We start from the raw sequence: 12,469 nt of genomic DNA on the forward strand, positions 1-12,469 counted from the left end.
CGCCAATGCGGCGCCGGGCGTCCGGCGGCCGCCTCTCGTTGTCATTGCCAACCTAACCGCCACCCTTGCGTCCACGGAGGGGCGATGCGGGGATCGTCCAGAATGGCCGATTCGGTTCGGAGCCGGTCCAGCGCCGCCGCAAAGGGGTTTGAAATTGACGTTACTCCGCCAAAGGACGGCTCACAGCCCCTCGGCGGCGGCGATCTCCCGGACGGTGGCGACGGTGTCGGCCTCGGCCGCGCCCTTGTCCGGCCGGTAGCGCACCACCCGGGCGAACCGCAGGGCCAGCCCCGCCGGGTAGCGGGGGCTGCGCTGGAGACCGTCGAAGGCGATCTCGACGACCAGTTCCGGCCGGACCCGCACCGTCCAGTCGTCCCGCCCGCTCTCGCGGGCGAGGAGTTCGGCGGTCTGCCAGGCGAGCGTCTCGTCGGTGAGGCCCTTGAAGGTCTTGCCGAGCATCACCCACGGGCCAAGTCCGGGCTCGCCCGCCGCCCGGGCGCCCAGGTGCAGATTGCTGAGGAGACCGCGCCGCCGGCCGCTGCCCCACTCGGCGGCCAGCACCACCAGGTCCAGCGTGTGCCGGGGCTTCACTTTTATCCAGCCGGCACCGCGCCGCCCGGCCGCGTACCCGGCCGCCGGGTCCTTGACCAGGACGCCCTCGTGACCGCGGGCCAGGGTCTCGCGGAAGAACGCCAGTGCCCGCTCGCCGTCCCCGGTCTCGGTGCGGGGCACCCGCAGGCCCTCCGGCACCGCCCCGTCCAGCGCCGCCCACCGCTCCCGGCCGGGGCGGTCCACCAGGTCCTCGCCGTCCCGGTGCAGCAGGTCGAAGAAGAAGGCGCTGAGCGGGACTTCGGCGCGCAGCCGCTCCGGATCCCGCCGGGAGGCGGTGCGCGCGGCGGTCTCCTGGAACGGACGCGGCCGCCCGTCGGGCCCGAGCGCGATCGCCTCGCCGTCCAGCACCGCCGAGCGCAGCGGCAGCGCGAGCGCCGCCTCGGCCACCTCGGGGACGCGCGCGGTGATGTCGTCCAGGCCGCGGGTGAACACCGCGACCTCCGCGCCGTCCCGGTGCACCTGCACCCGGACGCCGTCCAGCTTCCACTCCAGCGCGGCCGGGCCGGTGCGCTCCAGCGCCGAGGCCACGTCGGGCGCGGAGGCGGCCAGCATCGGCCGCACCGCCCGGCCCACCTCCAGCCGGAACGCGGCCAGCGCGGGCGCCCCGCCGGTCAGCGCCGCCTCCGCCACCGCCCGGGCGGAGCCACGGAACATCAGCGCCCGGCGCACCGCCGCCGCGGGCACCCCGGCGGCCTGGGCGACGGCGTCGCCGACCAGCACGTCCAGCGCGCCCTGGCGCAGCTCGCCGACCAGCACCGCGCGCAGGAACGCCTGCTCGACCTCGGTCGCCCGGGCGAACAGCCCGGCCAGCAGCCGCCGCCGCTCGGCCTGCGCGCCGGGCCCGTGCACCCCGGCGATCCGCTCCAATTCCCGTTCGGTATCCCGGACGCCGAGCGAGGCCTCGGCGGCGGGCGGCGGCAGGTCGCGCAGGCCCGCCGGGCCGACGCCGGTGCGCAGCCGCTGCGACTCGCCCGACAGCAGGCCCACGGCCGCCGGGGCCTCGGCCGGGCCCAGTGCGCGCAGGCAGTCCGCGAGCAGCGCCGTCTTGGCCCGCCGTCCGGGCTCGGCGGCGACGGCGCGGGACGTCTGGGCCAGGTGCCGCAGCCGCATGGCGCTCCTCGGGTGGTGCGTGGCCGGGCGTCCAGGATCGGCCACCCGACCGGCCGGCGCACGGCGGGCGGCGCGCCCGTACCGCGCCGGAGTGGAGTGCGCGGGCGGCCGGTCTTGGCCGTGGTGGAGTTCGGCGCGGAGCCGGCGGCCCGTCATGCTGGCGCCACACCGCGGCCCGGCGACCCCGGGGCCCGCCCGACCGAGGGAGACCGAGTTGACCACCACGACCCGCTGGAGCGTCGGCGCGCCGGAGCGCGCCGACTACCCCGCCTGGCGCGAACTCTTCCGTGGCTACTGCGCGTTCTACCGGGTGCCGATGCCGGAGGAGAAGGCCGAACTGGTCTGGTCCTGGCTCCACGACCCGGACCACGAACTGGAGGGCCTGCTGGTCCGCGACGGCGACGGCACGCCGGTCGGGCTCGCCCACTACCGCCCCTTCGCCCGCCCCCTGCACGGCGCCGTCGGCGGCTTCCTCGACGACCTGTTCGTCGCGCCCGAGGTGCGCGGCGGCGGAGCGGTGGACCAGCTGCTGGCCCGGCTGCGGGCGATCGCCGCCGAGCGCGGCTGGAACACCGTCCGCTGGATCACCGCCGACGACAACCACCGCGCCCGCAGCAAGTACGACCAGGTCGCCACCCGGACCATGTTCGTCACCTACGACATGGCCCCGGACGCCCCGTGACCCGTGTCCGGGCGGCCTGAGGTCGTGCCCTGGGAGCGGGCCCCGGGTGCGGTCGCGGCCGGGCCCGTGATCCTGCCGCCGGACATTCGTTCGGACTTTCTGTTATCGGCGCGCCGCCGGGCGGTCTCCCAGGTGTCGGCACCCGACCCGCCGACCCGGACAGAAAGCGTGGGCACGTGAACAGCGACGACAGGACGACCATCCTCCCGGCGATCGGTGCCGAGAGCGGTGCACGGAGCGGAGCCTCCGGCCGACCCGGCGGCCGCGCCGCGCGTCGGGCCGCCCAGCGGCACACGGAACGCCCCGGAGGTCGGGGCCGCCGGGCCCGACGGCGCGGTCCGGTCGGTCCGGTCGCCGCCGTCGCCGCCGCCGTGGCCGGCACCGGACTGCTTGCCGCCCTGGTCGGCGCCGGCTACGCGGCCTACGGCGGCAAGCAGGCCGACCGGGACACCACCGGCCAGGCGATGGCGGCGGACGCCGCCCTGATAGCCGCCGAGGCCGGCACCCACGACGGCATCCAGGTCCCCGGCGCCGGGGGAGCGGGCCCCGACGTCGCCGCGCCGCCGGCCACCCCGGCCACCTCGGCCGCCACCGACCCGGCGTCGGCTCCGGCCAGTGCCGCCGCGACCACCCCCGCCGCCCCGGCGTCCCCGACAGCCCCGGCGACCGCGAGGGCGACGCCGACCCCGACGGCCACCGGGAAGCCGGGCCCGAGCACGCCCGTGACCGCTCCCGTTCCCGCCAAGCCCACCGGCACCCCGGCCGCCGCGCAGCGCACCGGGGCCCCTACGAGCGCCTCGGTGCCCACCCCGGTCGGCGGCGGCGCCGCGCCCTCCTCCGCCCAGCAGGTCGTCGACCTGGTCAACGTCGAACGCGCCAAGGCCGGCTGCGGCCCGGTCAGCGCCGAGCCCCGGCTGGCCAGCGCCGCCCAGTCGCACAGCGACGACATGGCGGACCGCAACTACTTCGACCACGCCAGCCCCGACGGAGACCACGCCGACCACCGCATCGAGGCGACCGGCTACCGCTGGAGCACCTGGGGCGAGAACATCGCCCGCGGCCAGAAGGACCCGGCCGCGGTGATGGAGTCCTGGATGAACAGCCCCGGTCACCGTGCGAACATCCTGAACTGCGCGTTCAAGCAGCTCGGGGTCGGTGTGCGGACCGGTTCCGGCGGCCCCTGGTGGACCCAGGTCTTCGCCGCCCCGGCCTGACCGGCCCTCCGGCAGGGCCCGTTTTCCGATTCCGCGCAAATTGTTGTTATCTGATCACTCACCACAGGTCTCCGAGGAGGCAGCGGCGGACGGAACACGGCAAGACGGAGTGCGGACCATGAACGCTGACGTGCAGAACAGGACCGGGACCACCCTGGTACGCGCGGCCCAGGCGGGCGACCGGCAGGCCCAGGAGGCGCTGGTCGCCGCCTGGCTGCCGCTCGTCTACAACGTCGCCGGGCGCGCCCTGGACGGTCACGCCGACGTCGACGACGTCGCCCAGGAGACCATGATCCGCGCCCTGGACGGCCTGGACGGGCTGCGCGAGCCGGAGTCCTTCCGCTCCTGGCTGGTCGCCATCACCATGAACCAGATCCGTCGCCGCCACGCCGCCGGCCAGCAGCAGCCCACCGTCGGCGGCCTCGACGAGACCTGGGAACTCGCCGACCCCAGGGCCGACTTCACCGACCTCACCGTCCTGCGCCTCGGCCTCTCCGGCCAGCGCCGGGAAGTCGCCGAGGCCACCCGCTGGCTCGACCCCGACGACCGCGAACTCCTCGCCCTCTGGTGGCTGGAGGCCAGCGGCGAACTCACCCGCGCCGAACTGGCCGAAGCCCTCGACCTGACCCCGCAGCACACCGCCGTCCGCGTGCAGCGGATGAAGAAGCAGCTCGAAGCCGGCCGGATCGTCGTCCGCGCCCTCGGCGCCTACCCCCGCTGCCCCGAACTCGCCGACGTCACCACCGGTTTCGACGGCACCCCCAACTCCGTGTGGCGCAAGCGCATCGCCCGCCACATCCGCGGCTGCGCCACCTGCGACCGCCTCGGCCGCGACCTCTTCCCCGCCGAAGGGCTGCTGGCCGGCCTCGCCCTGGTGCCGATCCCGCTCGGATCGCCCGCGCTGCTGCACTTCCAGCACACCGCGGCCACCGTCGCCACCGCCGCCCCGACCGCCGCGAGCACCCATGGCGGCTGGGCCGGGACCGCCGCGCGCAAGGCCGTCCTGGCGAGCGGTGCGGTGGCGGTGGTGACCGTCACCACCCTCGCCCTGGTCTGGTCGCACCCCGCCGAAACCCCGCTGGAGGCGGCCCCCGAACCCACCACCCCGGCCGCCGCTCCCGCCGCCCCGGTGCCCACCGCGACCCCGGCCTCCGCCCCGGTCACCCTGGCGGCCACGCCCACGCCGACCCCCAGCGAGACGGCGACGGCCACGCCGTCACCCACCGCCACCCGGTCGGTGGCCCCGCCGCCGCCAAGCCCGGAGCGCCAACTCGTCGACCTCGTCAACGCCGAACGCGGCAAGGTGGGCTGCGCCCCCCTGCGGATCGACCCCCGACTGCACACGGCCGCCCAGAAGCACGCCGACGACATGGTCGCCCGCGGCTTCTTCGACCACGTCAACCCGGACGGTGTCCGCACCGACGCCCGGCTGACCGCCGTCGGCTACCGCTGGTCCCAGTGGGGCGAGAACCTCGACCGGGGCCCGACGTCCCCCGCCACGGTGGTCGCCCACTGGATGGACGGCGGCATCCACCAGACCAACATGCTGGACTGCGGCTTCAAGGACGTCGGCATCGGTCTGGCCACCGGCCCCGCCGGCGTCTACTGGACCCAGGACCTCGGCGCCCAGCTGCCCTGACGCCGTACCGCCGCGCTGCTGCGAGCTATGCGGGGGTGACACCGACCAGTCCGTCGGCCGAGCCCGTCACGTACCCGGTCGCCTCCCCGACCACGCCGCCCGCGTCCCCGACCTGCCCCGGCAACGCGTCCGGCGCACTGGTCAGCGACCCGGACATTCCGTCCTGCCCCCCGACGGCACTGGCGTGCGCACTCGGTGCGGTGAGCGAGGCCACGAAACCCACGGCGAGCGAGGCGACGGCGAGCATGCTGCGCTTCTTCATGGCGGGTCCAACGACGATCCGCCGGGCGGGTTACGAGGGCGGCGGCGGATTCCCTCGTCCGTGGCCGTGCGGCCGGGGCCGTGGCACAGCCGCAGCCCGGTGACGGCCGGTCGGCCGAACGGCGGCACCGCGGGCGCCGGACGGGCTGCCGGGCCCCGGGCCTTTTCCGGTGGCGGGAGGCGTGGGAGGGCGGTGGGATGGGGAGGGGTCGGGAATGATTCCGGCAAATCGGTTGAATCACCACACTTTCGGTCTCATCGACGTCGGTCTCATCGACCAGGACCCCCCACCGCGACACGAAGGGCACCCGATGCACGCAGCCGAGCTAACGCCAGCCGTCCTCGCCGAGCTGCGCCGCCCCCGGCGCTACCCGGCCGTCTCCGTTCTGCTGCCCACCCACCGCAGCGAGCCCGACAACACCCAGGACCCGGTCCGCCTGCGCAACCTCGTCGCCGAGGCGAAGAACCGGCTGCACGCCGACGAGGCGGTCAGCCGGGCCGACCGGCTGGACGTCGTCGAGCAGCTGGACCGCGCGCTCACCGAGGTCGACCTCGTGCACGCCGAGGACGGCCTGGTGATCTACGCCGCCCCCGGCGAGCACCAGGTGTGGTCCCTGCCGCGCCCGGTGCCCGCCCGGGTCGTGCTGTCCGAGACCTTCCTGACCCGCAACCTGGTCTCCGCCTACACCGCCGGTGCGCCCTACTGGGTGCTGACCGTCGCCGCCGACCGGGTCGCCCTCTTCAGCGGCAGCGGGGCGCACCTGGCCGAGCACACGAGTGCCGCCTTCCCGCTCGACCAGGTCCCGCCGGACTGGGACGTCGAGCGCAAGGAGCGGATCGGGGACGTACCGAGCACCTTCCGAGACGAGGAGACCCGCCGCTTCCTGCGTTCGGCCGACACCGCGCTGGCCGCCGTGCTGGAGGCCGACAACCGCCCGCTGTACGTGCTCGGCGAGGCCGCCGCGATCTCCCTGCTCGACGAGGTCGGCACCGCCGCCAAGCGGGCCACCGCCCAGGTCTCGCGCGGCGGCCTCGGCCATGCCGCCGCCGCCGCGGTGGCCGAGGCCGTCCGGTCCACGGTCGCCGAGCAGGGCAGCAAGGCCGTCACCGAGCTGCACGAGCGCCTCGACCAGGCCCAGGGTGTGAAGGGCCTGGCCGCAGGCATCGACGAGGTCTGGCAGACCGTCGCCGAGGGCCGCGCCGCGGTGGTCGCGGTGGAGGAGGACTACTGGCAGCCCGTCCGGGTGACCGACAACCACCTCGTCCCGGCGGCGGCCGGTGAGCCCGACGTCCGCGAGGACATGGTCGACGAGATCGTGGAGCGCGCCCTCGACACCGGAGCCAAGGTGCAGTTCGTCCCCACCGGCGAACTCGACGCCCGCGGCCACATCGCGGCCGTCCTGCGGTACTGAGCCGCCCGGTACTGACCCGCCCGGTGCGGGCCCGGCAACGGCCGCCGGGCCCGCACCGCCGTGTCCCGGTCGCGTCAGGACCGGTGGAACGCCCGCCTGGCAGCACCCGAGGAGACCGACCAGACCCCGGGTATCAGCCCGCCGGTGATCGGCAGGGCGTCCGCACCGTGCAGGGCCGCCACGCCACCTTCGCCGTTCCGCCGCGCCGTCCACCGGTCGCAGCCCCCGGCACCTGCCCGTCGCCGCTCGCCACCCATGAGAGGACCCCCGTTCTCTGATCGTGCTCGGGACGCTAGCAGGAGCCACTGACACTGAACCCGGGGCGGTCCGGACGGCCCGGACGGTCCTCAGCGGGTCGTGGTCGGCGAGGGACTGCTCCCCTCGGCGGCCCGGATCGAGTCCAGCACCTGCTGCACCTGCTGGATCGTCAGGTGCGACGGCACCCGCATGCAGGCCGTCAGCTGGATCAGCACCAGCGTGCCGGTCCGGGCGACGGCCCGGTGGCCGATGAGCTCACGGGTGCCGCCGAGCGTGAGGCATTCCTTGTCGAGCGCGATGTCGGAGGTGACGGCCGATGAGGTGGTGAACTTCCCGACCAGGTCCGGTTGGTCCACCAACCGGAGGGTGAGGAGGGCGCCGCCGACGGGCAACAGCGTGTCGGACGGGCAGGCGATGCCCGCCGTCCGGCAGGGGGACACGGGGCCGATCGGCCCGTTGGCCAGGTAGCCGATGCCGTTCCGGGGGTCGCCGCTGAAGGTGCCCTGGCTGTACCAGCCGCTCGGCAGGTCGAGGGCCAGGTTCGGGTACGACGTGAAGTGGATCTGCGACCTGGCCGTCGGCACCATGGTCGGTGTCGTGCTGGCGCCGGCGCCGGCCGTCGGAGCGGGCGGTTCCCCGCCCGGCACCGTCTCGGCCGGTCCGGCCGCCATGTTCGGCCCCGCCGCCACCCCCCGCTCCGGCGTGGGCGCGATCGCGGGCGCGGCGGCCAGCGCCGCGGCGACCAGCCCGGCGGTCAGTCCGGCCCCGAGCCCGGCGGCCCGCCGTCGGCGTTGGGTGCCGATGGCGCGGGCGCGCACCCGTTCCATCCGGTCCTCGGGCGTGGCGAGCTCCGGTACGGCCTGGTGGAGCAGGATCCGCAGCTCGTCCTCGCCCTCACCGCCGTCCGGCCTCGGGTCGTCCGGGTCCAGCAGGTCAGTACCGATCACGAGGTCCCCCCGCCAGCAGCAGTTCCCGGGCCGGCAGCCGGCCGCGCAGGCCGGCGAGCGCGCGGTGCGTCTGGCTCTTGACCGTGCCGGTGCTGCAGCCCAGGACCTCGGCGGTCTCCTCGACGCTGAGGTCCTCGAAGAAGCGCAGCACCACCACGGCCCGTTGGCGCGGCGGCAGGGCACGGACGGCCTGGGCGACCACCTCTCCGAGCACCACCCCTTCGTACGGGTCCGCGTTCGCCGGCGGCGGCTCCGGCAGTTCGCCGTGCGGCAGTTCGCCGGTCCAGCGGCGGCGCCACCAGGAGACGTTGCAGTTGACCAGCACCTTCCGCAGGTAGGCCTCGGGCCGGTCGATGGAGATCCGGTCCCATTTGGGCCAGACCTTGGCGAGCGCGGTCTGCAGCAGATCCTCGGCCTGGTGCGGGTCGCCGGTCAACAGCCAGGCCACCCGCAGCATCTTCGGGCCGCAGGCGGAGACGAACTCCTCGAAGTCCGGTGTGCCATCCCTCATCCCGCCGTCCCCGCCATGGTGTCCGTGCCGTCCCTGTCAGCCGTGGCGGCCTGCTGGGCCGCGATCGTGGTGTCCTACTCACAGCTGATGAACGTGCTGGACGGTGTTCCGGGTTGTCTTCCGGGCACGGGGATTTTCGGCTGGCCGGCGCGGGGAGGTTGGACGGCCCGCGAGCCGGCCGGGACTCGGCCGGGCGGCGGGCGGGCCGTGGGCACCACGATGGCCCCGTCGGGCCCGTCCGGCCAGAGGCGCTCACGGGGCGTCCGGGCGCACGATGCGGCGCGCCAGGGGCGTACGGGTGGGACGCAGGGGGCGGTGGACCACGGATCGGGCGGACCGCGGATCGGGCCGGCCGGGCGACGGTGGGTCAGAGCGTCCCGGAGCCGTGCGGCGCCTCGGTGGGGACACCACGGGCGGCGGCCGCAGGGTCCGCGGTCACCGGGGTGACCGTCCAGTCGGGGTGGCCGGGCATCGGCGGGGTGCGCAGCCCGTACAGCCAGTCGGTGAGGAAGCCGGAGAGGTCCTGGCCGGAGACCTCGGAGGCGATGCGCAGGTAGTCCCGGGTGCTGGCGGTGCCGTACCGGTGCTCACGCAGGAAGGTGCGCTCGATCCGGTCGAAGGCCTCGGCGCCGACCCGCTCGCGCAGCGCGAACAGCACCAGCGCGCCGCCGGTGTAGCGCTGGCTGTCGAAGAGCTTGGCGGCGCTGGGGGCGGCGACCGGTCCGGAGTCGTGCCGCCACTGGTCGCCGAGGCCGTAGAGGGCCCGCATCCGGTCGACCAGGGTGGTGTGGCCCCAGGCGTCCGGCCAGCCGCGCTCGTAGCGGTAGACCAGGGCGTAGTAGTCGGCGTGCCCCTCGTTGAGCCACAGGTCCGCCCAGCTGGCGGGGGAGACGCTGTCGCCGAACCAGGAGTGCACCAGCTCGTGCATCTGGTGCGAGCCGATCGCGGACTCGGGCTGGCGCAGGAAGTTCGGCTTGTAGAGGGTGAGGGTCTGGGTCTCCAGGCCGGTGAAGCCGAACGCGGCCGGGTCGTCGGTGTCGGCCGGCAGGAGGCCGTAGGTCTCGAAGGGGAACGGCCCGAGGTGCTGCTCGGCCCAGGTCAGCTGGTCGGCGGTGAGAGCCAGGGCGGGTTCGAGTTCGGCGGCCCGGGCGGTCGGGACGACGTCGCGCAGCGGCAGGCCGTGCGGGCCGGTGCGCTCGCGGACGGTGTAGTTCCCGACGGAGACCTGCACCAGTTCGGTGGCCATCGGCTCGCGGGAGGCGTAGCGCCGGGTGGTCCGGCCGTCGCCGAGCCGTTCGGTCTGCGCCAACTCCCCGTTGGCGACGCCCAGCAGGCGGTCGGGCGCGGTGACGGCGATGCTGAACCGGGCCTTGTCGCTGGGGTGGTCGTTGCACGGGAAGACGGTGTGCGCGCTGTCCGGCTGGCCGGCCACCGCGAAGCCGTCCGGGGTCGGGACCCAGCCGGTGTGCGGGAGCCTGGCGCGCGGGTCGGCGGTGTACTCGACGGTCAGCCGCGCGGTGGTGCCGCGGTGCAGGGGCCGGGCCGGGGTGATGGTCAGCTTCTCGTCGTGGGCGGCGAACCCCGCCGGGCGCCCGTCGACCCGGACGGCGCGCACGGTCAGGCCCAGCGCGTCCAGCTCCAGGCGCGCCAGGGTGCGGGACGGCCGGGCGGTGATCACCGCGGTCGCGTCGACGGTGCGGGTAGCGGCCCGGTAGTCGAAGGACAGGTCGTAGGCGAGGGCGTCGTACCCGCTGTTGCCGAGCGAGGGGAAGACCGGGTCGCCGAGGCCGTCCGCGGCGGTGGCGGCCCTGGTGCCGGCGGACAGCAGCGCCGCACTGAGCACGAGTGGGAGGACGAGGCCGAGACGGGGCCTGGACAGGGCGATCACCGCACTTCGGGAGTCGTGGCCCCGGGGGGCCTGGCTTCGGGACTCGTGGCTTCGGGAGCCCCGGTGAGCAGCGGGGCCGGCCGGCGGTACGTGCGCGACGCACCGGGCACGGACCCTAGCGGACCGGGGCACCCGCCCGGCGCCGCCGCCCGGACGGCTGTCGACACGAGGCCATCCCCCGGACGGCCTACAGCGATGGCGGGGCCGCCGCGCGCTGACTAACGTTCGAAGTGCTTCGCCCCCTGACGGACGAGGCCACGGCCGTCGGAGAACCTGGCCAGGTCCGGCGGCCGTCCTTCATGCCCGGGTGCACCCCGTAGGCTGGCGGCCGAGACGACGCCCGCGTACCGGATGCCAGGAGCCGCCGTGACCAGCCCCGATTCGCACGTTCTGGTGATCGGCGAGTGCGTCGCCGACGTCGTCCGCACGGATGGCGCCCCGGACACCGTCCACCCCGGCGGCAGCCCCGCGAACGTCGCGTACGGCCTGGCCCGGTTGGGGCGGCCCGCCACCCTGCTCACCCAGCTCGGGGACGACGCCAACGGCCGGCTGATCCGGGCGCACCTGGAGTCGGCGGGGGTGGTGGTCCGGGCCGCGGGGGTGGCGCGGACCCCCTCGGCCGTGGTGCGCCTCGACGGACAGGGGCGGGCGCGCTACACCTTCGACATCGGGTGGACGTTGCCGCCGACCGAACTCGCCGAAGCGCCGGGCGCGATCCACCTCGGCTCGATCGGGGCGGTCACCGACCCGGGCGCGGCGGTGGTGCTGGCGCTGGTCGAGCGGTGGCGCGGCCGGGCGCAGATCAGTTACGACCCGAACGTGCGCCCCGCGCTGATGGGCGAGCGGGCGCAGGCCGTGCGGCGGGTCGAGCGCTGCGTGGCGCTGAGCGACGTGGTCAAGGCGAGCGACGAGGACCTGGCCTGGCTCTACCCCGGCGAGGACGCGGAGGCGGTCGCGCGCCGCTGGCTCGCCCTCGGCCCGGCCGTGGTCGCGGTGACCCTGGGTGCCGGCGGCGCGTTCGCGCTCACCGCCGAGGGCGGGCACGCGCGGGCCGCAGCCGTTCCGGTGCCGGTCGCCGACACCGTCGGCGCCGGGGACTCCTTCACGGCGGCTTTCCTGCACGCCCGCGCGGCCGGCGCCGACCTCGCCGGCTGCCTCACCCAGGCGGTGACGGCCGCCGCGCTGACCGTCTCCCGCCCCGGCGCCAACCCGCCCTCGACGGCGGAGCTGGCGGCCGCCCTGACGCAGGCGGGTTAAGGGCACGACCTAGCCGGCCAGCTCCTTGCCGTACCAGACCTGGGCGTACGGGCCGCTGCTGTAGGCGGGGATCTCGCGGTAGCCGTGGCGGGTGTAGAGCGCGCGGGCCTCGACCAGGTCGAGGCGGGTGTCGAGGACGATCCGCCGGGCGTCGAGCGAGCGGGCGGCCTCGTCGACGGCGGCGAGCAGCCGGGCGCCGCCGCCGGTGCCGCGCAGGCCGGGGCGGACGAACACCCGGGTCAGCTCGACGGTGTCGGCGTCGCGTCGGCGCAGCCCGGCGCAGGACTGGGCCGCGCCGTCGTAGTGGCCGAGCAGGAAGAGCCCGTCCGGTGCGGCGAGGTCGTCGCTGGGGGAGCCGGCCAGCCCCGACTCCAGTTCCTCGGGGGTGCCTTCGCGGCCGAGGTGCAGGCGGTAGTAGCGGTTGGCCACGTCGTAGTAGTACTCGCGCAGCAGGGCCAGGGCCTCGGGTGCAGTGACGTCCGCCGTGGCGACGGACCAGAGGCGGGCGGTGCGGGGCGCGGTGTCGGTCATGGGCGCATGATCGGTGGTCGCCGGCCCGGGCCGCAATCGGGTTTTCGCGCGGGTGCCCGGTCGACTCGGGTGCCCGGCCGGTTCGGGTGCCCGGCCGGTTCGGCAAAGGAAGGGCAAGGGGCCCGGCGCGTCGTTGCCCCGTACGGG

At 75.6% G+C, this 12,469-nt stretch carries 11 protein-coding genes; 5 read left to right on the forward strand and 6 right to left on the reverse strand.

What is annotated here, in order from left to right; genetic code table 11:
- Positions 1-180: 180 nt before the first annotated feature.
- Positions 181-1,722, reverse strand: coding sequence for an ATP-dependent DNA ligase (locus tag ACFWPI_RS11025; protein ID WP_380380222.1), 1,542 nt, complete (start codon positions 1,720-1,722; stop codon positions 181-183).
- Positions 1,723-1,936: 214 nt separating this feature from the next.
- Between ACFWPI_RS11025 and ACFWPI_RS11030 the strand changes: the two genes are divergently transcribed.
- The 3 genes from ACFWPI_RS11030 (at position 1,937) to ACFWPI_RS11040 (ending at position 5,257) form a co-directional block, all read left to right on the forward strand.
- Positions 1,937-2,404, forward strand: a complete 468-nt coding sequence (locus ACFWPI_RS11030; protein WP_063346069.1) for a GNAT family N-acetyltransferase — start codon at positions 1,937-1,939, stop codon at positions 2,402-2,404.
- 176 nt (positions 2,405-2,580) lie between these two features.
- On the forward strand, positions 2,581-3,618 hold the full coding sequence (locus tag ACFWPI_RS11035; RefSeq protein ID WP_380380218.1) for a CAP domain-containing protein: 1,038 nt from the start codon (positions 2,581-2,583) through the stop codon (positions 3,616-3,618).
- A gap of 118 nt (positions 3,619-3,736) precedes the next feature.
- The gene (locus ACFWPI_RS11040; protein WP_380380216.1) at positions 3,737-5,257 is read left to right on the forward strand and encodes a sigma-70 family RNA polymerase sigma factor; all 1,521 of its coding nucleotides are present in this window, start codon (positions 3,737-3,739) and stop codon (positions 5,255-5,257) included.
- Between the two features lie 25 nt (positions 5,258-5,282).
- On the opposite strand, the gene ACFWPI_RS11045 is transcribed toward ACFWPI_RS11040, so the two are convergent.
- Positions 5,283-5,519 carry a hypothetical protein gene (locus ACFWPI_RS11045; RefSeq protein ID WP_063346066.1) on the reverse strand — a complete coding sequence of 79 codons (237 nt, stop codon included), beginning with the start codon at positions 5,517-5,519 and terminating at the stop codon, positions 5,283-5,285.
- A 310-nt stretch (positions 5,520-5,829) separates the two neighbouring features.
- Here ACFWPI_RS11045 and ACFWPI_RS11050 point away from each other — a divergent pair, with 310 nt between their 5' ends.
- Complete coding sequence (locus ACFWPI_RS11050; RefSeq protein ID WP_063346065.1) at positions 5,830-6,930, forward strand: hypothetical protein; 1,101 nt, start codon at positions 5,830-5,832, stop codon at positions 6,928-6,930.
- 347 nt (positions 6,931-7,277) lie between these two features.
- On the opposite strand, the gene ACFWPI_RS11055 is transcribed toward ACFWPI_RS11050, so the two are convergent.
- From ACFWPI_RS11055 to ACFWPI_RS11065, 3 genes are all read right to left on the reverse strand, one after another.
- Positions 7,278-8,135: a hypothetical protein gene (locus ACFWPI_RS11055; RefSeq protein ID WP_380380214.1), complete on the reverse strand. Its 858-nt coding sequence runs from the start codon at positions 8,133-8,135 to the stop codon at positions 7,278-7,280.
- Positions 8,122-8,646 (reverse strand): SigE family RNA polymerase sigma factor, encoded by a 525-nt coding sequence (locus tag ACFWPI_RS11060; RefSeq protein WP_380380212.1) that lies wholly within the window; start codon positions 8,644-8,646, stop codon positions 8,122-8,124. The genes ACFWPI_RS11055 and ACFWPI_RS11060 overlap by 14 nt, the downstream gene beginning before the upstream one ends.
- Before the next feature lie 367 nt (positions 8,647-9,013).
- Positions 9,014-10,534 carry a M1 family metallopeptidase gene (locus tag ACFWPI_RS11065; RefSeq protein WP_380380211.1) on the reverse strand — a complete coding sequence of 507 codons (1,521 nt, stop codon included), beginning with the start codon at positions 10,532-10,534 and terminating at the stop codon, positions 9,014-9,016.
- 366 nt (positions 10,535-10,900) lie between these two features.
- On the opposite strand from ACFWPI_RS11065, the gene ACFWPI_RS11070 reads away from it, so the two are divergent.
- Positions 10,901-11,791, forward strand: coding sequence for a carbohydrate kinase (locus ACFWPI_RS11070; RefSeq protein ID WP_380380210.1), 891 nt, complete (start codon positions 10,901-10,903; stop codon positions 11,789-11,791).
- Between the two features lie 9 nt (positions 11,792-11,800).
- On the opposite strand, the gene ACFWPI_RS11075 is transcribed toward ACFWPI_RS11070, so the two are convergent.
- A complete protein-coding gene (locus ACFWPI_RS11075; RefSeq protein ID WP_380424739.1) occupies positions 11,801-12,322 on the reverse strand; it encodes a GNAT family N-acetyltransferase in 522 nt (173 codons plus the stop codon).
- Positions 12,323-12,469 lie beyond the last annotated feature (147 nt).

This window comes from Kitasatospora sp. NPDC058492, from assembly GCF_042720685.1.
GTDB lineage: Bacteria > Actinomycetota > Actinomycetes > Streptomycetales > Streptomycetaceae > Kitasatospora.